We start from the raw sequence: 21,963 nt of genomic DNA, 5'->3' as shown, positions 1-21,963 counted from the left end.
GTCAGTGTCCAATGTGCAGTGCCACCAAAACGCGCGACACCATGTTGTAGGCACCAATCGTGATGCACAGATCCAGCAACCGTTGGCCTTCGAAGTAGGTCGATACGCGGGCGAACAATTCGTCAGGAACTTCAATGTCGCGCGTCATGGTGTCGGTGAGCGCAAGCACCACTTGTTCTTCTTCGCTAAAAAGCGTCGCAACTTTGAGTTCTTTGACCGCCTCAATTTTGGTGTGTGGCAAACCCGCTTTCAGTGCGTGCTCAATGTGCGCATCAAACTCGTACGGCGCGCGGTTTAAGACAGCCACGCGCAAAATAATCAGCTCTCGCAAGTCTGCCGGCAAGCTGTTGCGTTGGCGGACGGCGCTTAAAAACTCCTCCCAACCTTCGGCCATCACAGGGCTGTTGAGCAAGTGTTGGTAAAGCGGGGTGATGCGTCCGCGTTTGGCAATGATTTTGGCTTCCAGCGCTGCCAAGGCAGGGCGTGTGCCAGGGGCAATGGCTGGAATACGCGCGTTGGACATCTTCAAGGCCTCAATCTGCTTTGACTTTTTTGTCACGAATCACACGGCCCCATTTGGCCATGTCATTCTTCAACAAGGTGCTCAGTTCGACAGAGCTAGACGCTGAGGGTTCGGCACCGGAGGCGATCAGCTTCGTGCGCACCGCGTCATTGGCTAACGTGCGACGCACGGCCTGGTTGATGCGGTCCAACTCGGCAGCCGATGTGTTTTTGTGTGCGAACAAGGCATACCAATTGTCAGAGTCCACGCCAGCGACACCAATTTCTTGGAAAGTTTTGACATCCGGAAACAGCGGGTGACGGCGTGTTGATGCCAGTGCCACAGGTTTGAGCTTGCCGCTGCGGATGTGGCCCATCAATCCGGGAATGTCACCAAAGAACCCATCCACGTGTCCAGCCATCACATCGGTGATGGCAGGGGCTGCACCTTTGTACGGCACATGCACCAGGTCGGCACGTGTGGCATCTGCCAGTAGCTCCATGGCCAAATGCGGCACGCTGCCGGTGCCCGAAGAGGCCATGGTGGTTGATTTTTGTCGCGCCGCAGCAATGAATTCTTGTGGCCCATTGACTGGGTTATTTGGGTTCACCACCAACATTTCGACGTTGTTGACGACCAATGACACAGGGGCCAAGTCACGCAAAGGATCGTAGGGCAGAGCGGCATAAAGTGAGGGGTTGATGGCCACGGCCCCCACGCTGGTGAGCCACAACGTTTGGCCATCGGCAGGGGCTTTGAGCAAGGTGTCAGCCGCAATTGCGCCGTTGGCACCCGCCTTGTTTTCAACCATCACTTGCTGCCCCAGTTCTTTGCTCAGCTGCTCCGTGAGCGTGCGGGCTACAAAGTCAACCGGACCGCCGGGAGGGAAAGCCACCAAGATGCGTGTTGTTTTGGTTTGTGCAGAAGCCAAGGTCGTCAAACCAACCAGGGCCGTAGCTGCCAAAATTTTGATAAAGCGTTGTCGTTGCATGTGAAGCTCCTTTAATCGCATCGGGCCGACATGCCGCCGTCCACAATGATTTCTGTACCCGTGATGAAGCGTGCTTCATCGCTGGCTAAAAACAAGACAGCATTAGCGGTGTCTTGGCCGTCACCCATGAAGGGCAGCGGAATGCGTGCTTGTCGTTGCGTGAGCAATGTCTGTACATCACCACCGGTGCGCTGCTTTGCCAAGCGCACATCCACCATGGGTGTGTGCAGTTGGCCAGGCACCACGGTATTGACGCGGATTCCCTTTTTTGCATATTGCACAGCCACCACGCGCCCCAGTTGAATGACCGCGGCTTTCGTGGCGGCATAGGCGACTTGGGCGGAACCCGTCCAGCGGATGCCCGAGGTGGATGACAGATTGACAATGGCGCCCGCACCTTGTTGTTCCATCACCGGCAAGACATATTTGCACATCATGAACACGCTCTTGAGGTTGTGGTCGATTTGGGCATCCCACACCTCTTCGCTCATTTCTACAGGCCCACCTGGAGCCGAGCCGCCAACGTTGTTGATGAGCACATCAATGCGGCCAAAGCGGTCGAGGGTGGCTTGTATGGCTGCTTCAATAGAGGCAGTGCTGGTGACATCGCACGTCATGGACGCGATTTCACCGTGGTTGACTGGGCATAGTGCATGGGCGCGTGACAGCGTTTCTTCTAGGCGTGTTTGCTCGCGGTCCAGCGCCATCACCTTGGCGCCTTCTTCGACCATACGAACTGCAATGGCTCGGCCATTGCCCCAGCCTGGGCCGACAGAACCTGCGCCTGTGACCAGCACCACTTTGTTTTGCAGTCTTCCTGTCATCGTGAATGGCTTTCAGTTTTCAAAGCGATAAAGCGCTTGTGGGTTGTCTACCAACACCTGCTGCATCAACGCCGCGGTGGGGGCGATGTGTTGCAGCGCATCGACCAGCACGCCGTCGTCTGGTACGTGTGTGTGGTTGGGGTGGGGCCAATCTGTGCCCCACACACATTGGTGTGAAAAGTTTTCGACCAAATGCTTGGCTAATTCGATGCCCTGTGTGTAGGGCGGCTCAGTCAAGGGCACGCGCGCTTGAATTCGGTCAATGCCACTCACTTTCACATGAAACTTGGGATCATCCAACAAGCGGCACAGGGCTTGAAAATCGGCATGGTGTAGGCCCAGTGCTGCATCGACACGGCCCATGTGGTCGATCACCACAGGAACGGCAGATTTTTGGAAACAAGGGCCGAGTTCGTGGATCAAGCTGCTCTCAAAATGCACTTGCAAGTGCATTTGGTGATCTGCTAGCCGGTGGGTCAATGCCACGAGGTCATCGGGTGTTGTGCCCATGCCCAAGTGTTTCATGAAGTTAAAGCGCACAGCCCGAAAGCCGGCTGCAGCCAAGCGTTTGAGCTCTGTGTGATCCACGTGCGCAGGTGTCAGGGCCACGCCTAAGTAGTGGCCGTGGCCTGCGGTAATGGCGTCTTCCACGACTGCATTGTCAAAACCATGCACCATGGATTGCACGATCACACAGCGCGTGATGCCCAGTTGTTTGTGCAGTGCAAAGAGTTTTTCTTTGGGCGCCTCGGCCGGTTTAGCCCCTGGGGTGTTGGCATAAGCAAAGCGTGCCGTGGGGCCAAACACATGGACGTGCGCATCGCAAGCATTGGCGGGCAAGCGCCATGTGGGTTGCGAAGGTTGCGTCATGTAGGTTTGCATATTTTTGACGAGCTCAAGGCAAGCTACGCGCGTACGCAGCCATGGCATCAATCTCTTCATCCGTCAAACTGCGTGCCGCACTGGCCATCGTGCCGTCCATGTCGGCGCGCGCACCCGAGCGAAGGTTGCGCAGCTGTGTGACGAAATAGGTGTGTGATTGACCCGACAGACGGGGCACATGTTTTTGCCCTTGCAGCTGTGCGCCGTGGCAGGACGAACAATATTGCTGTTGTGCAATTTGTTGACCACGTGCAATCTTTTGCGCATCGCCACCCGCCTGAGGCGCTGGTGCCGGCAGCGTGGCGTAGTGGGCAGCAATGTCGCGCATGTCTTGTTCAGTCAGGGTCGTCGCGATAGCTTCCATGCCCCCGCCTTTGCGGCGCTGGTCACGGAACTGCAGCAATTGGTAAAAGATGGACAGCGGCGGTTGTGCGGCTAAATGTGGGATGTCTGGGTTGGGGGACACACCGTTCTCACCATGACATGCGGCACACAGCTGCGCTTTGGCTTTGCCCGCCACCGCATCTGGCGCAGCCCAGGCGTACTGCGCAGCTAGCGCTGCGAAAAAAAAGGCCATTCCCTGAATGGCCTTTGAAACATACCTAGACATTATTTGCTGTGTGAGACACGGAAGATGGCACCGGCCACGTCGTCAGACACGAGCAGTGAACCATCTTTCATCACATGGACGTCCGCAGGGCGACCCCAGAAATCGTCGCCTTGAATCCAGCCGGACACAAAGACTTCTTTCTTGGTGACATTGCCTTTGGCATCAAGCGCGACGCGCACCACATCAAAGCCTGTTTTCTTGGTGCGGTTCCATGAGCCATGTTCAGCGATGAAGATGTTGTGGGCGTACTCGGCAGGGAACTGCTTGCCGGTGTAAAAGCGCATGCCCAAAGCTGCCACGTGTGGGCCAATCTTCAACACGGGCTTGTCGAACTCATCGCATGAGCGGCCTTTGCCGAAGTCGATGTCAAGCAAATCGCCTTGGTGGCAGAAGGGGTAGCCAAAATTCATGCCCTTGCGTGTGACGCGGTGCAAGGTGTCGTTGGGCAAATCATCATTGACCCAATCACGTGCATTGTTGGTGAACCAAAGTTCTTTGGTGACCGGATGGAAATCCATGCCAACGCTGTTGCGCACCCCGTGAGCCACGGTTTCCATGATGTTGGTCTTGAGGTTCAAGCGAACAATCACGGCGTGTGTCACAGGTTGGACGGTGATGTTGGCAGGCGTGCCGATTTGGAAATACAAGTAGTTGCCGTCTGGGCTGAGCTTCATGAACTTCCAGCCGTGTGGCTCGTCTTTGGGCAGTGCGTCAAACACGACCACGGGCGCAGGTGGGTTGTCTAAGTTGGCTTCGATGTTGTCGTAGCGAATGATGCGTGACAGCTCGGCCACATACAGCGAACCATCTTTGAATGCCACACCGTTAGGACGGTGCAGACCTTTGGCAATTGTCTTGACTTCGCGTTTGCCATCTTTTTCAACCACCGCGTAAACGTTGCCTGGGAAACGTGTGCCCACAAACAAAGTGCCTTTGGGTGTTTGCACCATCGAGCGCGCGTTAGGCATGCCCGTGGCCCACAGCTCTACCTTGAAACCAGCGGGTACTTTGAGCTTGTCGGTTGGAATGTCGCTGGCGGGCAAGGCCGTCATGCCTGGTGGATGCGGCACGAGATTCAATGCGGCTTGTTCGGGGGTGCGGCCTTGCGCCCAGGTGGGTGGAATCGCTGATGCGGGAGGGGCGGTTGGCGCTTGCGCCATGGCCAAGCTGCTGAATGTCATGCCCAAGGTGAGGGCCGCATTTTGTAGGGTACGGGTAAAGTGTTGACGTTTCACAAATGTCTCCTTTGAAGGTCTTGGATTAAAAACGTAATTGCTGAATCTGTGAGTCACCAAGGCGATTAGGGTGAACCCGAGTGGCGTGTGTCAAAGTGGAATTTGGCTTTGCACACCGACGATCCAAGCACGTGGCAAACCAGGTTCGAAATATTGTTTGGACGACTGATTCACGATGACAGAGCTGATGGCTTTTTTGTCGGTGAGGTTGTCCACTCCCACTGACACTTCGACGCGTGCAGGGCCCACTTGGTAGCGTTGGCGTACACGTGTGTTCAGTTGCGTGTAACCGGGCGCTAGGGCGTAGTCGTTTGCTGTGGTTGAGTTGGTGTCGTTCGCCCACATGCTGGATCGGCTGATCACATCAAGGCTGGCTTCAAAACCCAATGGCGGTTTTTGTCCGGCCAGAGAAAACCCTTTTTCAGACCATTGCAGCGATGTCAACAATTGACGTTTGGGGATGGCCGGTAGGCTGTTGCCTGCGGACACATTGTTGGTCGTGCCATTCACAAAGTTGCTGAAACCTTGCGCATACGTGGCATCCATGAACGTGGCCGAAACGTGGCCGCGCCAATGGCTGTCGTATTGATGGCGCAACGCCAGCTCAAACCCATCCCGTGAAGTTTTGGAGGCATTGGCGTAGGCAGTTTTGCCACCTGACGAACGCACCGTGACGATTTCATCGTCTGTTTTGATTTGAAACCAGGCGGCATCAACGCGGGTGTTTGCCGAGGGGCGCCATTTGGTGCCCAACTCCAGATGTTTGCTGCGCGAGGCTAAGAGATTGGGATTGAATTGACCTTTGATGGTGCTGGGGGCTAGCAGTGTGTAAGCCGCCTCTGCCATCGTGGGTGTTTCAAAGCCTTTGCCTTGGTTGATGTAAATATTTAAATTGTCTTGTGCGTGCCAGGTGAGCCCAAGAACTGGGCTGGTCGCTGTGTAATTCACGCTGCCGGAGCCATTGTCTGGATGTGTTCCGGAAATCGGCACATCGTCTCGGCTTTTGAGGGTGACCTGGCTTTGGCGTGCACCCGTTGTCAAGGTGTAGCGCTCGCCCAATGACCAATTGGCTTGGGCATAAAAGTCACGGTTGCTGGCCTCATTGAGTTCGTTGCGTGTGGTGTCTGTTTTTTCACCCACTGCGGCGTTACCTGCTTGACGCTGTTCTTGCGCGTGGTCGATGTCGGTTCCAACCACCCAGTTCATGCGTTGACCATTCCAAACATGCGCCTTGCCGTTGGCTTGTAAGCCCATGCCTTCGAATTGACGCGTTAGCCCTGTCCATGCGCCAGTCGGGTTTGTTACCGTGGCTGCTTGGTATTGCAAATTACTTCGGTTGCCTCCGTAGACGCGAGCTTGAAATTTCAAATCTCTGTTCACCGCATGCTCCATCACAAGACCTGTTTGTTCTTGTTTGACGGCTTTGCGTGTGCGCGCATCCATCGCGCCTGTGCCTGCTTGTGCCGGGTTGGTTGCAAGTTGGCTGGCTGTGAGGCCCAGTGCATCTTTGGCATAGGGCATGTCAAAGACGTTGATGATGAATTTAAACCGTGTGTCCGGTTGCACATCGACGGTGATCACGCTGTTAAGTTGCTGACGACGTGCGTCGTTGTTGGCACGGTAGCCTTCGGTCGCGAAGGTGCTGTAGTCGGCGACGAGTCCCACCTGACCCGTGCGTTGGCTGATTTGCCAATCGGTGCGTGTCATGCCAAATGCACCAGCGTACATCTGCACCTGTGCTTCGGGCTTGTCGCCCGCTTCACGTGTGAACGTTTGAATCACGCCCCCCGATGCGTTGCCATACAGCTGCGCCAAAGGCCCCGTCAGCACTTCGACGCGATCTGTGGATGTCATGCTGACGGTCGAGGCCTGACCTTGTCCATCTGGCATCGATGCAGGAATGCCATCGGTGATGAGACGAATGCCACGCAAACCAAATGCAGCGCGCGAGCCGAAGCCACGAATAGAAATTTGAACGTCTTGGGCGTAGTTGTTGCGGTTCAGGGCCACCACACCAGGCACGCGATTGAGCACGTCTGACATATTGACTTGTGGGCCTGAGCTGCGCAATGTGTCAGCATCTATGGCGTAAACCGATCCAGGGGTGTCGAATTGTTGTTGCACCAAACGACCACTTTGCACCACGATATCGGGCAGTGGTGATATCGGTGTTTGCGCATGTAAGAGTGGCGTCGCAACACCCATGACAAGTGGGAAAAAACGTGACCAAGAACTGTATGAGGACATACCAACCATGATGCGTGATCAGGTTTGCGTGATTACCCTTAAGAAGTCGTCTGAGTGACTGAAGTCAGGCCTGTAGACAGTGATAACCTTGAGCAATGACTACCGCTCAATTACAACTATCGCGCGCCAATTTATCTGGTGACATCTGGGGTGGTTTTGCCGCCATGTTGGTGGCATTGCCCTCGGCCATTGCTTTTGGTGTGACCATCTTTTCGCCGCTGGGCGCAGACTTTGGCGCCAAAGGCGCGTTGGCTGGCATGTTGGGGGTGACGGCGTTAGGCCTGATCGCTGCGACGTTTGGCGGCACGCAGCGCCTGATTTCTGCGCCGTGTGCGCCCGCAGCGGCGGTGCTGTCAGCCCTCACCATCCAAATGACGCAACAAGGCTCAGGTGTGGGGGCTGTGGTGCTGACCTTGTTTTTGGTGGCTTTCATCAGCAGCTTGGTACAAATTTCGTTTGGCTTGCTGCGCATTGGCGAACTCATCAAGTACATGCCGTTTCCCGTGGTGAGTGGCTATTTGAGTGGCGTGGGCCTGATCATCGTGATGAGCCAATTGCCAAAGTGGATGGCGCTGCCTAAGGGCATGAACTGGTGGCAGGGCCTACACGCGATGGAACTTTGGCAAGCACCAAGCCTCATCGTCGGTGCAGCAACGGCGGCATTCATGTTGCTGGCGCCACGCATTTCCAAACGTGTGCCTGCGGTGATTGTGGGCTTGCTAGGCGGAATGCTCTCTTATTGGCTATTGGCCTTTACTGCCTGGCCGGAGTTGCGCAACCTGCACGACAACCCGTTCATCATTGGTCCACTGTCGGTTGGTGGCGAGGGCTTCTTTGAATCGTTGCTCGATCCCTTTCGCAGCTTGAGCGAATCTGGCATGCCTAACTGGACGCACATTGCGTTTCCTGCCATCACTTTGGCCGTGTTGCTGTCGATTGACACCCTCAAGACCTGCGTGGTGTTGGATGCCATGACAGGTTCACGCCATGACTCCAACAAAGAACTGATTGGCCAAGGCTTAGGCAATTTGGCTTCTTCTCTGATTGGTGGCGCACCCGGCGCGGGCACCATGGGCGCGACTTTGGTGAACAAGGCCAGTGGTGGCACCACGTATTTGTCGGGTGTGTTCCAAGGCGCGTGGTCCTTGTTGGCAATTTTGTTGCTGACTTCGCTCATCGCATGGGTGCCTGTGTCAGCCTTGGCCGCATTGCTGATCGTCATCGGTTTCAGAATGATTGATTGGCACTCGCTGCAGTTGCTCAAGTCCAAAGACACGATGGTTGATTTTGCGGTGATTTTGATGGTGGTCATCGTGGCCAATACGGTCAGCTTGATTGCCGCATCGGGCGTGGGCGTGGCCTTGGCCATCATGCTGTTTTTGCGTGAGCAAATTCACACCTCCACCATTCGGCGCAAGTCGTTTGGCGATAAGATTTTTTCTTCGCGCGTGCGTGGCCAACGCGAACGAGACGTGCTGACCGAGAAGGGCAGCCATACCGTGATTTTTGAATTGCAAGGCAGCTTGTTCTTTGGCACCACCGATCAGTTGTACACCGCCATTGAGCCCGAGTTGAGCGATGCCAAGTTTGTGGTGCTCGACTTCATGCGCGTGCAGTCGATGGACATGACCGCAGGCCACATGATTGAACGGATTCGTAACATGTTGGCCGAGCGCCATGCCAAGCTGGTGCTCACCCGCGTCCCCGAGCGTTTACCCAGCGGGCGAGATTTGCGTTCGTACGTGGACCACATCGGCTTGTTGTCCGACAGCACGGCCAAAATTTTTGACGAGTTTGACGAAGCGTTGGAATGGATTGAAGACGAAACCTTGGCCCTTGCTGGCCACGCGCATGTGTCGCACGAAGGCATTCCTTTAGGCAAGTTTGAAATCTTCCACGGTTTGAATGCGCAAGAAATTGCGGCACTCGAACGCTGCGCTCAGCACCATGTGTACCAAGCGGGTGATTTGGTGTTTGGTGCTGACTCGACTGGTCATGAGCTGATGCTCATCAGCCGAGGCGAGGTGAAGGTGAGCTTGCCCTTGGCCAATGGCAAAACGATTCACCTCACCACGTTCAGCCGTGGTCAATTCTTTGGCGAAATGTCGTTTTTGGATGGCCGCGCGCACTCGGCAGACGTGTACGCGACGCGTGAAACCGAATTGATCGCGATTGACCGTAAAGCCTTTGCCACTGTGGCGGCGGGCGACCCTGTGATGAGCATCAGCGTCATGCGCTCGGTGGCCCTGGCCATCGCTGACCGCTTGCGCCATGCCAATGCTGAATTGCGTGAGATGCGGCAGGCCTAATGTGGTGTGTCACACACTGTTTCTTGCGCCGCGCTGGTAGCGTCGAGATGGCATTTCGCCATTCAAGGAGCAGGAAACATGGACAGAGTTGAAAAGATTTTGCTGATCCTCATGCTGGGCATGAGCACATCCACCTTTGCGGATGTCAATCTGGTCAAAGACAAGCAATGCATGCAGTGTCACGATGTTACGGCTGAGCGCATTGGGCCTTCATTTCAGCGCATTGCCAAACGTTGGAAAGGTAATCCAGTGGCTGAGCAGCTGCTGATTTCGACGATTCAACAAGGCACACAAGACGGCGGTGGGCAGCATTGGAGCTCAAAGGCCAATATGCCCAATTCGCAGGAGCGTCCTTTGGTCAGCAACGACGAGGCGAAAAAGATTGTGAAATGGATCATGAATCTTTCTTCATGAGCTATTTCTTGCTTGTGCAGAGGCCATGTTAGGAAATCATCTTTGGTAAGCTTTGTCTTGTTGAGATATTGTTAGCTTGAAAGAATGACCCCTCGAATCAATAGATTACTAGCTGAATTACCAGAGTCTGAGTATGAAAAATTAGCGCCCCATATGGAGCTTGTGTCACTTGTCAAAGGTGAGACACTTTTTAGAACTGGGGAGGTGCCCGCCTATGTGTATTACCCCGTTGGCGCGATTGTGTCGATGATGACTGACATGTCCGATGGCTACAGCGTGGAGACCTACATGTTGAGCAAGTCCAGCACCGTGGGTGCTTTGAACGCGCCAAGTTTTTACCGCGCCTATGTCAGAAATTCCGGGTTGGCCTATCGCATACCTGTGTGCATCTTGCAGCGAGAGTACCCGTTTTGTCCTTTTTACATGCAGTCCGCCATGGCTGCGATGCGGCGCATGGTCATGCAGCTCGCACAGTCGATTGCCTGCGGCAAACACCACAGTGTGGAGCAGCAGCTGATTCGTTGGATGCTCATCACCTTAGACCGCATCTCGACATCCAAAATTGCCATCACACACAAAGAGCTGTCCGGCATTTTGGGATTTCGACGCGAGGCGATGACGTTGTCGTTGAAAAAGCTGACAGGTTTGGGCTACATCGAATCGCGGCGAGGTGAGATTGAGGTCATCAACCGCAAAGGCTTAGAAGCGCTCTCGTGTGATTGCTATTGGATCGGTCAAGAGAAGACGCGACCCGTGGGCTAATAGCCCCGTAGGCGAACATGGTGCCCCCGACAGGAGTTTGCCTTCTTGTTGACTCCTGAAAAATTCATATAAATCAATATGTTATACATTATATGGGGACATTATTTTTAAACTGTCCCCTGATTTTGCGTGTTTTGTCCCCCATTTTGTCCCCGTTTAGAAGGCTGTCAAATGTCTTTGATAGACCGCAAAATGTGGCCAGCTACCTTGTGTAGATTTCAAAATATCAATGACTAAATAGAGGTGTCAATCTGCTTAAGGATTGCAGCAGCGTCAGCGTTACATGCCTTGCAGTAGTCGATGAAAAAGAACACATCCATGTAGCGTTCACCCCCGTTCAATTTTTGAGAGGTTTGATTGCTCCATGTACAGCTGTTCTGCAAGTTGCACTTGTGAAAGACCAGCCTTTTTTCTTGCTTCCTTGAGTGCTGAGCGCATTCGAGCATATCTAACGTTGTGAACAGAGATAACCATTCCCTGATGGTTAAGTTCATTCTGATATAGTCCAAATTGACCTATATTGGAGTTTGTCAATTGGAAGAAATAAAACGCAACAACGACTTAAATATGCATAAATTTCAATTTAATGGATATAAATTACTGAATACCATGGTAGTGGTATCGGCTGTGTCTGTGTTTTTTACTGGTTGTGCCTCGACACCAGAATACGTGAAAAACATTAAACCAGAGAATTATCTCTATTCAAATACAGTCAAAATAGATTTGACTAAATCGCTAGAAGATATTTCACTGAGTGTTGGCAACGATAAGACGGGATTTATTAGTCCAGATAGGTCTACAGAGCGTATAAATTTTGAGAGAAATTACCCGATTAAACAACATAGTTCAGAGAGCTTAGAGGCATTAAACGGTATAACTTACAACCACAGGGTTGGGCAAGTATTGAGGCTAAGTGCAGACCTAGATAAAAGAACGAGCGGGTTCTTAAAAAGTGAGAAGGGAGACGCTGTATCGGTATCAGGCATGATTCAGATAACCTCAGAACCAGCTATATCCTCAGCGTTGGCTACTGGCGGTAGTCAAGTTGTTGCTACTTCAGTAAGTAGTGGTTCTGCAATAAATCCAGCTCAGGGTGCGGGATATAACATTGGTGCTGGGCTAGGACTGGGATTTATCGCAGGTGGAATTCATGCACTTCAAGCCGATGCAGCCAAAAACGGAATCATTAGTAAAGAAGATTATGGCAGTCGAATGGAGGAAACTACATTTTCTTTTGCCATTCCCTCAGCAGGTCGATTGACGCTTGATGGATACGGTAGAAGAGGGCGAGCCGAACCAGTTTTAGTATCTGACGGTATTGTGAAAGTGATTTTCACAGTTGATGGTGGTAAAACCATAGACTATAAAAATAAAATATTTTTACTTTCTACAGTGGGGACCTATCGAGGAGAAGTGTATAGAAAAAAATACCCACAGACAGAAGGTTGGGAGTTCAGAATTACTAATATGAACGTAATAGCGATTCCAGATTTGAACACTCCCGAGAAACGCTATTTAGAACTTAGGAAGGCATTGCTAGAAAATAATGTCAAACTGTAGATTTGCAGTAGTTCTTAACAGTGGCTTCGCTGATTTTGAAGTGTTTAGCCGTTTGACTTATGCTGGCGCTGGTTAGCTCTCTCCACGCTTTAACTTTTGCGTGGTCAGCTGCTTTGGGTCGACCTAGTGACGATTTACCTTTGTGAGTCTTTCCAGTAGCCTCGAAGCTTTCTTTAGCGGCAGCACGACCAGCGGCTGTACGCTCTCTGATTTTGCTACGTTCCATTTCTGCAACTTGAGCTAGCAGGGCAACTATCATTTTTCCGATATCGCCATGAATCCTTCCGATGCCGTGGATATCTAGTTCTACTCCTTTTTCTAGAAGTTGTTTGACGGTTAGTTGAACGTCAATTGAGTCGCGACCAAGACGGTCGATGGCATAACAGCTAACTAAGTCTCCAGCTCTGGCAACGAGCATCAGTTCTGATAACCCCTTTCTATCCTTAGCCATAACACTACCGCTAATTCCTGAATCAATGAACTCAGCATCAAAGTTGCTGCCAATGGCTTGGCGTTGAGCTTCAATACTTTGGGAATTGGTACTGACTCTGAAGTAGGCAAAGTGTTTTGACATAGTTACTAAGGATAAAAAGATAGGGTAATTTTATAGCTAGCTAAAAAGATAGTCAATAGTTAATTAATAGCCATAGGCAAGAAAGTTACAACTTATTGGCTTTGACTGTCCAGCTTAAAGCTCAGGCCGCTGGGCCGCTAACGCATTGCTTAACCTGCATACCAGATAACATTTTTTTCTATTTGGAATTAAACGCTTGGTCATTGATTTTGCAAAATAGCTAAGCCTCTCATAGCCATCAGCTAGCTCTGTTTTTAAGGTGTGATAATCCGAATGACCTTTGCGAATGAGTCCGCCATCTTCATTTTTACGAATTACGCCGTCACTATCCGTAAGGAAAACTCGCTTTCGTTTCAATACTTTTGCTTTTCCCTTTCTGCTGAACTTAGACAGTCGCTCACTGAGAATCTGCAAGTCAACGTAAGCGATGCCGTCAGCGATAACAGCTATATGAAGATGAAACCCTCTGCTGCTAGATTGCTCATAAACTGCTATCCATAACGGTTTACTAGAGCAACTAGGCTTCCTCTGTGTGAACCATCTTCTAATCTCAGCTCCAAGTCTTTCGAAGATTAACTCATTAGGCGACTGAACCACAAGATGAGCAAGTCTAGGCTCCCTATGCGTACTTACGGATTCAGATAAAATGAGTTGTATATTTTTGAGTATGGTTTCATCAAACCCTTCTTCTGTCTTCTCAGAGCTGTTTAGTGGGTAATTAGTGAAATCAATATTTGGCATGTAAATCTCCTTAGTAAAGTGGAGATAGCTAAATAAATCAATTAATAATGTACATAAATTACCTCTCTTTAATAGAGGCGATAATTTTAATGTTTAACTTATCCGTGAAATGCTTTGAACCTGTTTAATTTAAACAGTAAACACATCTGAACCTAATGTTTAATTGATTCTTAAGAGGTTTTGCTCTTGAAAGGCTTGCCAGATGGTGATTTGTATGATGAATTATTATTAAAAATTAATTTAAAAGCAACTACAAAAATGTATTTGAATATGTAGTTGGAATTGGTAATTTAACTATCTATATTTTCTCAAGTCGCAGTCTTATTTTAATGACTTTTGACAGTTTGGATTATACCAGAAAAAAGCATAAATTACAATATTTTCGTATAGAGGTTAGTATCTAAAATACTTAACTATTGATAATTTAGTTACATAGTATTAATGTATTTATATTGTTTTTTGCTGTTCAGACTAAGAGTTCAATTCAGAAATATGGTTTTCTACTGCTTGCAACCGCTGACGCAGCAACTCAGTAAGGTCTCTGTTTCCATATTGGTCTCGCATGGTGCCGCTACTCCAGCCACATATGCCGTCTATCTCTGAAGCTCTTGCCCCAAGTTTATCTAGCGTGTCTCGCATAAAGTGTCTCAAGCTATGAGAGCTAAATTCAAATCCATTAGATTTGTAGAATTTTCCCAGCGCAGCAGATGCGGATGCAGCAGAATTTGGTTTTGTTGAATCAAAATATTTGGTGATTGCCTTATGTATTGATGGCGTCAGAGGTAGTTCTCTTGTGCTGATTTGATTTTTAATGCGCCTTGTCTCGTTATGTTGTATTTTAAAAGCTAGGCGTTCTTCATTGATATCTGTAGGTTCAAGACCCCACGCTTCAGCTAATCTGCAACCTGTTAATAAAACTATCAAACATAGATGCTCAACATAGCTAGCTTTATCGCTTTCAATAATCAGTTTGTACAGTCGTTGTACTTCTGCTGGTTGTGCCGTTGCTCTATTTTTCTTTGGTTGGTTAGGTAACGAATGATTTGCAAATGGATTGCGTATGTCTAAATCAGCGTTTAGTTTGCTGTAATTCCAGATTGCACTTAGGCTTCTTAGCTCTCGACGAACGCTGTTTGGACTAACGGACTTCATTCTGTGCTCAATGTAGCTTTTCACATCTAAACGGTCTATCAGATTGAAGGGCTTCTTTCCGATGTAGTTTTCGAATAAGTGCGCGTACCGTGTTGAATCGTAGATTGCCTTAGATGAAAAGGGGATAGCACGTTCTTTGTTTATATAAGTAGGAAGTTCATCTGACATACCCAACAGTGGGCGCTTGTTGTCCCTTAGAGCTTCGATTAGTACAGTACCTAATGGGGTGTAAGAAGCCACCTTGGCATAGCGCTCTACTCGGTAATAGTCCTCGACTTGTTTAATGAACCCATCTTCGATGATTTTGTTTTGAGATTGCTCGACGTAACCGATGGAGTTTTTGTTCTGAACGTACTTTCTAGGGTCGTAATCACGATGGAAGAACAGAAATCCCTCGACTGCTAAAAGCTTTTCATGCGTACTGAAAGTGGTAGTTCTATCGCCTTTGGCTACCTTTTGCAGGGTTCTAAGCTTGTAGGCAATGTCAGAAGCGTCTAGACGGGCTTGTTGTTCTGTGGAGGCTTCTAGCTGTCTAGTTAGCTTTATCGGTTCTTCTAGGCCGTAAAAAGCCCCTTTCTTGGGGTTTAGACGCATGACGAAGCGCCAGCCAGAACCTTTTTTTTCAATGTGTGTTTTTGGTTGTTTTTCCACTTTGTCCCCTCTAATGTCCTAATTCTACGTTATGGACTAAGGGAATGTCTATTAAAAACAACGACTTACGATAATTGTTGGTGCCCCCGACAGGAATCGAACCTGTATCACTCCCTTAGGAGGGGAGAGTTCTATCCATTGAACTACGGTGGCAACCGGCGTGTATTTTACGACTCACGGCTTGCGTCTTTCGGGCCTCGATAAACCAACACAGGAATTTGAGAGTGCGTTAATACGTTTTGCGTTTCGCTGCCGAGCAGTAAACCGCTTAAACCGCGCCTGCCGTGTGATGCCATAAAAATCAAATCACACCCATGGGCCTCAGCAGCTTGAATGATCACAGTGTGAGGTTTGTTGCCGATTGATACCACTTGTTGGCAAGCAACGTCTGCATCACGCACCAATGCCTCGGCCGCATTAAGAATCTCTTTGGCCGCACTGTCCAAGCGGTTGTGCATGTCTTGGTCGAGGTGCGGGGCGCTGATGGTGCCCATGCCCATGTAAGCAGCAGGGGGGTCTGGTTCTGCGTAAAACAGCGTGATGCGAGCGCCTGCCTCTTTGGCAAACGAGGCCGCACGCGCAACAGCTTGCAGTGATAAATCGGAGCCGTCTGTCGGTACAAGTAGATGTTTGAACATGAGTTTTCCTTTAAACGTCAATGCCCGCCTGCGCCGGGCTCAATGGTGCGTACGGGTTTGGGTGCCAGCCAAATTAAGGTGGCGGCGAAGATGAAAATGAAGCCAATGACAGTCATGATTTGATTCGTGGACAGCATGATGCTTTGTGAGGTAATCATGTAATCTATGACTTGATTGGCGGCATCAGGCGTGGCACCGCCTTGGGATAGCAAGTCACGCATACGTCCATCGGCGTCGGTGATGCCTACCAATTCAGCATGGTTGTGTGTTGCTTGATCGCTCCACACTGTTGTGACCAAGGATGTTGCAAAAGCACCCGAGAGTGTTCGCAAGAAATTCATCAGGCCCGCGGCTGAATCCATTTCCCGTTCGTCCACACAGCCTAAGGCGAGGCCTGTGGAAGGGATGAAAAAGAAGGGCAGCGCAAAACCCATGACCATCAGCGGAATTGAGATGTCCCAAAAACTCATGTCGGTGTTTCCCACGGTGCGCCATAGCGTGACAAGCCCCATCCAGATGACCCCGATGAACACCAATAAACGCGGATCGCGTTTGCTGTTGGCTACTGCGGGGGCAACAAACAAGGCGGTCACACCTGTCCACGCTGTGGCCAAACCCGCATCTGTGGCGGTATAGCCCATGAAACTTTGCAACCACAGTGGCGTGAGAACGCTGGCGGCAAAGAAGGCAGCAAAGGCCAAGCTGATGGTCAGCACACTTATCGTAAAGCCTCGATGCCGGAAGACGCGTAAATCCACAATGGGGTGTGCCTCGTGCAATTCCCAAATCAAGAATGCGGCAAAGGCGATGGCTGCGATGAGGGCCAAAGCAATCATTTGAGCCGATGCAAACCAGTCTAAGTTTTTGCCTTCATCCAACATCAACTGCAAAGCAGCAACCCAGATGATGAGTAACCCCATGCCGACCAAATCAATCGGACTTCGAGCGCCCAACTCTTGGTAACGCTTGAGCAGTTGCCATGCATAAAAACCAAAACCAATGGCAATCGGTGCATTGATCAAAAATACCCATGACCAGCTGAAGTCGTCGCACAAATACCCACCCAAGATCGGTCCAATCACCGGCGCGACGAGCGTGGTCATCGACCACAAGCCAATGGCTGCCGCTACTTTGTCCTTGGGGAAAATTCGCATCAACAAGGTTTGTGACAGCGGCATCAACGGGCCACCGCACAGACCTTGAAACACGCGCGCAACCACCAAAATTCCCAGCGAGGGTGCAAGGCCACAAATGATGGAGAAGACACCAAACAAAACCATGGAGGTGGTGAACACACGAACGGCGCCAAAACGGGAAGCCAACCAACCTGTCAAAGGGACGGTGATGGCTTCACCCACGGCATAAGACGTGATGACCCATGTGCCTTGGCTGGTGGCTGCGCCGAGCGCGCCTGCGATGTTGGGCACTGCCACGTTGGCAATCGTCATATTCAGCACGGCGATGAAGTTGGCTGCTGCCAGCATCAGTGCGGCCAACCAAAGCATGCCGCCTGTCAGTGGTGCATCAAGCCCAGGTGATGCATGTGTAGTTTCATTCATAGACGCCTCGTTGGGTTCAGTTCTTTGACTGGCGTGTGTCGATTTCGGCGCTCATCGAGAGTCCAACCTTGAGTGGGTTGGTTTGTAGTTGTGCTGGGTCCAGCTTCACACGCACAGGTAGGCGTTGCACCACCTTGATCCAGTTGCCGGTGGCATTTTGTGCAGGAATAACAGAGAAGGCCGAGCCGGATCCGCCAGAGAAACCCTCCACCACGCCGGTGTAAGTCACGCCTTTGCCGTACAAATCGGCGTGCAATTTGACGGGTTGACCGACGCGTACTTTTTCCAATTGAACTTCTTTGAAGTTGGCGTCTACATACATATCGCCTACCGGTACCACCACCATCAGAGGCATGCCCGTTTGCACGCGTTGCCCCTGTTGTACTTGACGCTTGGCGACCACGCCATCGACCGATGATTTGATGGTGGTTCGCTCTAAATCAACCTTGGTTTGCTCAAGGCGGGCACGGGCTACGGTGAGTGCCGCTTCGGTGGTTGCCTGTGTACTTTTCACACGTGTGAATTCCTCGCCTGACACCGCGCCTGATGACACCAAGGGCGCACGGCGCTCAAGGTCTGTACGTGCACGCTCAAAGTCAGCTTGGGCTGCGGCGAGTTGTGCGTTGGCCTGAGCCATGGCCAATTTGATATCGGTCTGGTCGATCATGACCAAGATGTCTCCCGCCTTGACCACTTGTGTGTCTTTCACCAGAACTTGTTGCACGGTACCGCTCACCGCAGGTGTGATTTGAGCCACTTCTACAGCGGTATAGGCGTTGTCGGTGGACACAAAGTGCGAGGCATACAAGGTCCAATAGGTGGTCACTGCAATGGCGCTCACTGCGACCAAGCTTCCTAAAAGCATGAACAGTTGGTTACGACGCTGCTTCAATGTGTGTTCTGCCGTGTTGTTTTGAGTCATAAAAATTCCTGAATAAATGTCTTGGTTAACGCTGGGCTGTTTGAAATCCACCGCCCAGGGCGCGTTTGAGTGCGATGTCGAGCGAGAAAGACACGGACCGTAAATGGGTCAATTCGGTTTGACTTTGAAGGCGTCTGTTTTCCACTGAAAGAAGTTCGATGGCACTGGCCAGTCCTGCCGCATAACGCAGACGGGTGAGGTGATAGGCCTCACTGTTGGCTTCAAACGCTTCTTGCGCTTTCAAGGTTTGTTGGTTCAATGCCTTTTGGCTGACGGCAGCATCCGCCACCTCTTGCAGTGCGTGTGCAATGGCGGCGTTGTAATTTGCTACGGCTTCGGTGTAGCGGGCTTGTGCGCCCCGAAGTTCACCTCTCAAACGCCCGCCTGTGAAGATCGGCAGAGAAATGGCAGGGCCTACGCTGCCAATGCTGGAACCGTCTTTGCTCAGCATGTCGATACCGAGCGACTGCACACCAATGAACGCATTTAAGTTGACGTTCGGGTAGAACTCAGTTTTCTTTTGTTCAATGCGGCTGGCTTGTGCTTCGGCTTGTAGGCGTGCAGCCACCACATCGGGGCGTCTGCCCAACAAGTTCACCGCGAGTTCAGTGGGCAGGCCAAAGCTGTGTTCGAGCTTGAGTGTTGGTTTGACAATGCTGAGCCCGCGATCTGGACCTCCGCCCATCAGTGCGGCTAGACGGTTGCGTTGCAAGGCAATTTGTTCTTCTAATGCCAGCACTGAACTTTCTGCCTCGGCGCGATGGGCATCTGCTTCGTGCAGGGGGGCACGCGTGTCTAAGCCTCTGTCCAGCCGTTGTTTAACCAAAGCACTTGTTTGGCTGTGCAGCTCGACGGATCTTTTGGCAATGTCACGTAACGCGAACAAGCGACTCAGCTCGGCGTAGTGGCTGGCGATGCCCGAAGCGAGGATCAACCGAACTTGCGCCAATTCGGCTTGTCCAGATTGCAATTCCGAGGTGGCAGCGGCAAGCGATGCGCGATTTTTGCCCCAGAAGTCCAACTCCCATTGCAGGTTCACCGTGGCGCGACCGTAGTCGTTCCAGCCCGATGGTGTGACAGCTTTGGGGGTCAAGTAGTTTGTGCTCAGCTTGTCTTGACTGACGGATGCGTTCGCACTGACCTGAGGCTTTGTAGAGGAACCTGCAATTTGTGTCATTGCATCAGCGCGCTGCACGCGGGCTGTGGCCGCCATGAGGGTGGGAGAGGCGGCCATGGCTTCTTCAATGAGTGCATTGAGCTGTGCATCGCCGTAGGCGTGCCACCACTGTTCGGCAGGCCAAGCGGCATTGGCCGCTTGGAATGACATATGCGATTGGAATTCGTCTACTCGCCTGATTTGTGATGTGGCTGTGTCGCTTGGCAACTGCGCGCAGCCCGTCAGGTAGGCGGCACAGCAAAGACCGATGAGTGGAAAAGTGAGTCGTCTTGCCAAAGGCGATGGCGGTGATTTGGGTCTAAGCATCAAAACTCCATTATTGAACCAATTGGTTTAGTAATGGGAATTCTATCGGGGTTAAACTAAAAAATAAACCGGTTGGTTTAAAAATAAAATACTGGACATGAGAACAAAAACAGAGACAAGAAGGCAGGCGATTCTGCAAGCCGCCACTGAGGTGTTTCAACAGTCGGGTTTTGAGCGCAGCTCGATGTCAGACATTTGCGAGCGCGTGGGTTATTCCAAACCTACGCTGTACAGCTACTTTCCTTCTAAAGAGGAATTGTTTTTTGCGGTGATGTTTGAAGCGACAGAAATTGAATTTCAAACAATTTTTGAAACGCTGGACACAGGGATGGATGACATCACAAAGTCGCTAGAAAACTTTGGTGTGGGTCTGTTGACGTTGCTCTATTCACCGCAAGTTCAGGCCGTGCGTCGCTTGGTGTCGTCTGAGGCTGGACGATCAGATTTAGGCAAGAAGTGCTTTGAGTTGGGGCCCGCACGCAGTGAGGCTGCGATCACTGCATTCATTCAAGCCGCCATGGATCAAGGCCAGTTACGCAAGGCCAATCCACGCGTAGCGGGCTTGCACTTGAAGGGTTTGTTAGAGGCCGAGTGGATTGAAGGCTTTATTTTTCAAACACTGCAAGAGCTTCCTAAAAAGGAGCTGCTGCTGACGGTGAAGCGCGCTGTGGCGGTGTTCATGGCCGCTTACGGCAAAGACTGAATCCACGCGTGATTTGAATTATTTGCTCAGCATTCGCATGGCTTCTTCCAAGCCTTTGAGTGTGAGCGGGTACATGCGGTTGCTGACGATTTGTTGAATCATCGCAATGCTTTGGCGGTACTCCCACACACCTTGTGGCTCTGGGTTGATCCACGCAAATTTAGGAAAAGCGTGAAGCAGGCGCTGTAGCCATTCGGCACCGGCTTCTTCGTTGTTGTATTCCACGCTGCCGCCGGGCTGCACAATTTCATACGGGCTCATGGTGGCGTCGCCAATGAAGATGAGCTTGTAGTCTTTGTTGTATTTGCGAATGATGTCCCACGTCTCAAACTTCTCGGCGTAACGGCGCTTGTTGTTGCGCCACATGAAGTCATACACGCAGTTGTGGAAGTAATAAAACTCTAAGTGCTTAAACTCGGCCTTGGCAGCAGAGAACAGTTCTTCCACGCGGGCGATGTGGTCGTCCATGGTGCCGCCCACATCCATCAGCAGCAACACTTTCACATTGTTGTGGCGCTCGGGGCGCATCAAGATGTCCAAGAAACCCGCGTTGGCCGCGGTCTTGTGGATGGTGCCGTCTAGATCGAGCTCTTCGGCCGAGCCCTCACGTGCAAAGCGGCGCAAGCGACGCAGCGCCACTTTGATGTTGCGTGTGCCCAGCTCTTGGGTGTCGTCGTAGTCGCGGTAGGCGCGTTGGTCCCACACCTTGACCGCGCTGCGGTTGCCGCCTTTGCCGCCAATGCGGATGCCTTGCGGGTTGTAGCCGCCATTGCCAAAGGGTGATGTGCCACCCGTGCCAATCCATTTGTTGCCACCTTCGTGGCGTTCTTTTTGTTCTTTGAGGCGTTTTTTGAGCGTCTCCATCAACTCGTCCCAGCCCATTTTTTCGATGGCTGCTTTTTGCTCAGGCGTGAGTTCTTTTTGAAGAATTTTTTCTAGCCAATCGAGTGGTACTTCTTTGGTGAAGTCGGTCAGCAGCTCCACGCCTTTGAAGTAGGCACCAAACGCACGGTCAAACTTGTCATAGTGCTTTTCGTCTTTGACCAAGATGAGGCGGCTCAACACATAAAAGTCGTCCATGCTGCAGGCATCGCTGCCGGGGCCCACCACTTGGGCTTGCAGCGCCTCAAGCAGGGTGAGGTACTCCTTCACCGAAACCGGCAGCTTGGCGGCACGCAGGGTGTAGAAGAAGTCGATCAGCATG

General features: G+C 51.4%; 21 protein-coding genes and 1 tRNA gene. 5 read left to right on the top strand and 17 right to left on the bottom strand.

From position 1 onward, the window contains the following. Position 1: 1 nt before the first annotated feature. The 7 genes from QMG15_RS09710 to QMG15_RS09680 form a co-directional block, all read right to left on the bottom strand. Positions 2–523: a carboxymuconolactone decarboxylase family protein gene (locus QMG15_RS09710; RefSeq protein ID WP_281788437.1), complete on the bottom strand. Its 522-nt coding sequence runs from the start codon at positions 521–523 to the stop codon at positions 2–4. A gap of 10 nt (positions 524–533) precedes the next feature. Then, positions 534–1,493 (bottom strand): tripartite tricarboxylate transporter substrate binding protein, encoded by a 960-nt coding sequence (locus tag QMG15_RS09705; protein ID WP_281788436.1) that lies wholly within the window; start codon positions 1,491–1,493, stop codon positions 534–536. An 11-nt stretch (positions 1,494–1,504) separates the two neighbouring features. Beyond that, positions 1,505–2,317 carry an SDR family NAD(P)-dependent oxidoreductase gene (locus tag QMG15_RS09700; protein WP_281788435.1) on the bottom strand — a complete coding sequence of 271 codons (813 nt, stop codon included), beginning with the start codon at positions 2,315–2,317 and terminating at the stop codon, positions 1,505–1,507. A 12-nt stretch (positions 2,318–2,329) separates the two neighbouring features. Beyond that, on the bottom strand, positions 2,330–3,187 hold the full coding sequence (locus tag QMG15_RS09695; protein WP_281788434.1) for an amidohydrolase family protein: 858 nt from the start codon (positions 3,185–3,187) through the stop codon (positions 2,330–2,332). Positions 3,188–3,212: 25 nt separating this feature from the next. Beyond that, the gene (locus QMG15_RS09690; RefSeq protein WP_281788433.1) at positions 3,213–3,776 is read right to left on the bottom strand and encodes a c-type cytochrome; all 564 of its coding nucleotides are present in this window, start codon (positions 3,774–3,776) and stop codon (positions 3,213–3,215) included. A 32-nt stretch (positions 3,777–3,808) separates the two neighbouring features. Beyond that, entirely contained in the window at positions 3,809–5,044 is a 1,236-nt protein-coding gene (locus tag QMG15_RS09685; RefSeq protein ID WP_281788432.1) for a PQQ-dependent sugar dehydrogenase, read from the bottom strand. Positions 5,045–5,134: 90 nt separating this feature from the next. Next, entirely contained in the window at positions 5,135–7,249 is a 2,115-nt protein-coding gene (locus QMG15_RS09680) for a TonB-dependent receptor (protein WP_281788431.1), read from the bottom strand. 137 nt (positions 7,250–7,386) lie between these two features. On the opposite strand from QMG15_RS09680, the gene QMG15_RS09675 reads away from it, so the two are divergent. The 3 genes from QMG15_RS09675 to QMG15_RS09665 all read left to right on the top strand — a co-directional run bounded on the left by QMG15_RS09675 (position 7,387) and on the right by QMG15_RS09665 (position 10,776). Continuing rightward, positions 7,387–9,600, top strand: a complete 2,214-nt coding sequence (locus QMG15_RS09675) for a SulP family inorganic anion transporter (RefSeq protein WP_281788430.1) — start codon at positions 7,387–7,389, stop codon at positions 9,598–9,600. A 6-nt stretch (positions 9,601–9,606) separates the two neighbouring features. Then, positions 9,607–10,014: a c-type cytochrome gene (locus QMG15_RS09670; RefSeq protein ID WP_281788429.1), complete on the top strand. Its 408-nt coding sequence runs from the start codon at positions 9,607–9,609 to the stop codon at positions 10,012–10,014. A gap of 204 nt (positions 10,015–10,218) precedes the next feature. Continuing rightward, a complete protein-coding gene (locus QMG15_RS09665) occupies positions 10,219–10,776 on the top strand; it encodes a helix-turn-helix domain-containing protein (RefSeq protein ID WP_281788428.1) in 558 nt (185 codons plus the stop codon). A 327-nt stretch (positions 10,777–11,103) separates the two neighbouring features. Here QMG15_RS09665 and QMG15_RS09660 read toward each other — a convergent pair whose 3' ends face one another. After that, complete coding sequence (locus QMG15_RS09660) at positions 11,104–11,214, bottom strand: helix-turn-helix transcriptional regulator (protein WP_281788427.1); 111 nt, start codon at positions 11,212–11,214, stop codon at positions 11,104–11,106. 129 nt (positions 11,215–11,343) lie between these two features. On the opposite strand from QMG15_RS09660, the gene QMG15_RS09655 reads away from it, so the two are divergent. Continuing rightward, a complete protein-coding gene (locus QMG15_RS09655; protein WP_281788426.1) occupies positions 11,344–12,336 on the top strand; it encodes a hypothetical protein in 993 nt (330 codons plus the stop codon). Here QMG15_RS09655 and QMG15_RS09650 read toward each other — a convergent pair. From QMG15_RS09650 to QMG15_RS09615, 8 genes are all read right to left on the bottom strand, one after another. After that, complete coding sequence (locus QMG15_RS09650) at positions 12,326–12,910, bottom strand: recombinase family protein (RefSeq protein ID WP_281788425.1); 585 nt, start codon at positions 12,908–12,910, stop codon at positions 12,326–12,328. The two genes, QMG15_RS09655 and QMG15_RS09650, sit on opposite strands and share 11 nt — an antisense overlap. Positions 12,911–13,024: 114 nt before the next feature. Beyond that, positions 13,025–13,651, bottom strand: coding sequence for a hypothetical protein (locus QMG15_RS09645; RefSeq protein ID WP_281788424.1), 627 nt, complete (start codon positions 13,649–13,651; stop codon positions 13,025–13,027). 471 nt (positions 13,652–14,122) lie between these two features. Next, positions 14,123–15,454 (bottom strand): tyrosine-type recombinase/integrase, encoded by a 1,332-nt coding sequence (locus tag QMG15_RS09640; protein WP_281788423.1) that lies wholly within the window; start codon positions 15,452–15,454, stop codon positions 14,123–14,125. Between the two features lie 78 nt (positions 15,455–15,532). Further along, positions 15,533–15,607, bottom strand: a tRNA-Arg gene (locus tag QMG15_RS09635). 14 nt (positions 15,608–15,621) lie between these two features. Continuing rightward, complete coding sequence (locus tag QMG15_RS09630) at positions 15,622–16,092, bottom strand: universal stress protein (protein WP_281788422.1); 471 nt, start codon at positions 16,090–16,092, stop codon at positions 15,622–15,624. A gap of 17 nt (positions 16,093–16,109) precedes the next feature. Further along, positions 16,110–17,651, bottom strand: a complete 1,542-nt coding sequence (locus QMG15_RS09625; protein ID WP_348773318.1) for a DHA2 family efflux MFS transporter permease subunit — start codon at positions 17,649–17,651, stop codon at positions 16,110–16,112. 16 nt (positions 17,652–17,667) lie between these two features. Further along, positions 17,668–18,573: an efflux RND transporter periplasmic adaptor subunit gene (locus QMG15_RS09620; protein ID WP_281788421.1), complete on the bottom strand. Its 906-nt coding sequence runs from the start codon at positions 18,571–18,573 to the stop codon at positions 17,668–17,670. A gap of 25 nt (positions 18,574–18,598) precedes the next feature. Beyond that, positions 18,599–20,056, bottom strand: coding sequence for an efflux transporter outer membrane subunit (locus tag QMG15_RS09615; protein ID WP_281788420.1), 1,458 nt, complete (start codon positions 20,054–20,056; stop codon positions 18,599–18,601). A 97-nt stretch (positions 20,057–20,153) separates the two neighbouring features. Between QMG15_RS09615 and QMG15_RS09610 the strand changes: the two genes are divergently transcribed. Further along, the gene (locus tag QMG15_RS09610) at positions 20,154–20,759 is read left to right on the top strand and encodes a TetR/AcrR family transcriptional regulator (RefSeq protein WP_281788419.1); all 606 of its coding nucleotides are present in this window, start codon (positions 20,154–20,156) and stop codon (positions 20,757–20,759) included. A gap of 18 nt (positions 20,760–20,777) precedes the next feature. On the opposite strand, the gene QMG15_RS09605 is transcribed toward QMG15_RS09610, so the two are convergent. After that, the gene (locus tag QMG15_RS09605) at positions 20,778–21,962 is read right to left on the bottom strand and encodes a VWA domain-containing protein (RefSeq protein WP_281788418.1); all 1,185 of its coding nucleotides are present in this window, start codon (positions 21,960–21,962) and stop codon (positions 20,778–20,780) included. Position 21,963 lies beyond the last annotated feature (1 nt).

It is taken from the genome of Limnohabitans sp. INBF002 (genome assembly GCF_027924905.1).
GTDB lineage: Bacteria > Pseudomonadota > Gammaproteobacteria > Burkholderiales > Burkholderiaceae_C > Limnohabitans.
This window is presented reverse-complemented; position numbering and strand designations above follow the sequence as displayed.

What these genes read in the sequence shown, in the direction of transcription:
- QMG15_RS09710 (WP_281788437.1), bottom strand. Translation starts at nt 523, where the DNA reads ATGTCCAACGCGCGTATTCCAGCCATTGCCCCTGGCACACGCCCTGCC.
- QMG15_RS09705 (WP_281788436.1), bottom strand. Translation starts at nt 1,493, where the DNA reads ATGCAACGACAACGCTTTATCAAAATTTTGGCAGCTACGGCCCTGGTT.
- QMG15_RS09700 (WP_281788435.1), bottom strand. Translation starts at nt 2,317, where the DNA reads ATGACAGGAAGACTGCAAAACAAAGTGGTGCTGGTCACAGGCGCAGGT.
- QMG15_RS09695 (WP_281788434.1), bottom strand. Translation starts at nt 3,187, where the DNA reads ATGACGCAACCTTCGCAACCCACATGGCGCTTGCCCGCCAATGCTTGC.
- QMG15_RS09690 (WP_281788433.1), bottom strand. Translation starts at nt 3,776, where the DNA reads ATGGCCTTTTTTTTCGCAGCGCTAGCTGCGCAGTACGCCTGGGCTGCG.
- QMG15_RS09680 (WP_281788431.1), bottom strand. Translation starts at nt 7,249, where the DNA reads ATGGGTGTTGCGACGCCACTCTTACATGCGCAAACACCGATATCACCA.
- QMG15_RS09675 (WP_281788430.1), top strand. Translation starts at nt 7,387, where the DNA reads ATGACTACCGCTCAATTACAACTATCGCGCGCCAATTTATCTGGTGAC.
- QMG15_RS09660 (WP_281788427.1), bottom strand. Translation starts at nt 11,214, where the DNA reads ATGCGCTCAGCACTCAAGGAAGCAAGAAAAAAGGCTGGTCTTTCACAA.
- QMG15_RS09655 (WP_281788426.1), top strand. Translation starts at nt 11,344, where the DNA reads ATGCATAAATTTCAATTTAATGGATATAAATTACTGAATACCATGGTA.
- QMG15_RS09650 (WP_281788425.1), bottom strand. Translation starts at nt 12,910, where the DNA reads ATGTCAAAACACTTTGCCTACTTCAGAGTCAGTACCAATTCCCAAAGT.
- QMG15_RS09645 (WP_281788424.1), bottom strand. Translation starts at nt 13,651, where the DNA reads ATGCCAAATATTGATTTCACTAATTACCCACTAAACAGCTCTGAGAAG.
- QMG15_RS09630 (WP_281788422.1), bottom strand. Translation starts at nt 16,092, where the DNA reads ATGTTCAAACATCTACTTGTACCGACAGACGGCTCCGATTTATCACTG.
- QMG15_RS09625 (WP_348773318.1), bottom strand. Translation starts at nt 17,651, where the DNA reads ATGAATGAAACTACACATGCATCACCTGGGCTTGATGCACCACTGACA.
- QMG15_RS09620 (WP_281788421.1), bottom strand. Translation starts at nt 18,573, where the DNA reads ATGACTCAAAACAACACGGCAGAACACACATTGAAGCAGCGTCGTAAC.
- QMG15_RS09615 (WP_281788420.1), bottom strand. Translation starts at nt 20,056, where the DNA reads ATGCTTAGACCCAAATCACCGCCATCGCCTTTGGCAAGACGACTCACT.
- QMG15_RS09610 (WP_281788419.1), top strand. Translation starts at nt 20,154, where the DNA reads ATGAGAACAAAAACAGAGACAAGAAGGCAGGCGATTCTGCAAGCCGCC.
- QMG15_RS09605 (WP_281788418.1), bottom strand. Translation starts at nt 21,962, where the DNA reads ATGCTGATCGACTTCTTCTACACCCTGCGTGCCGCCAAGCTGCCGGTT.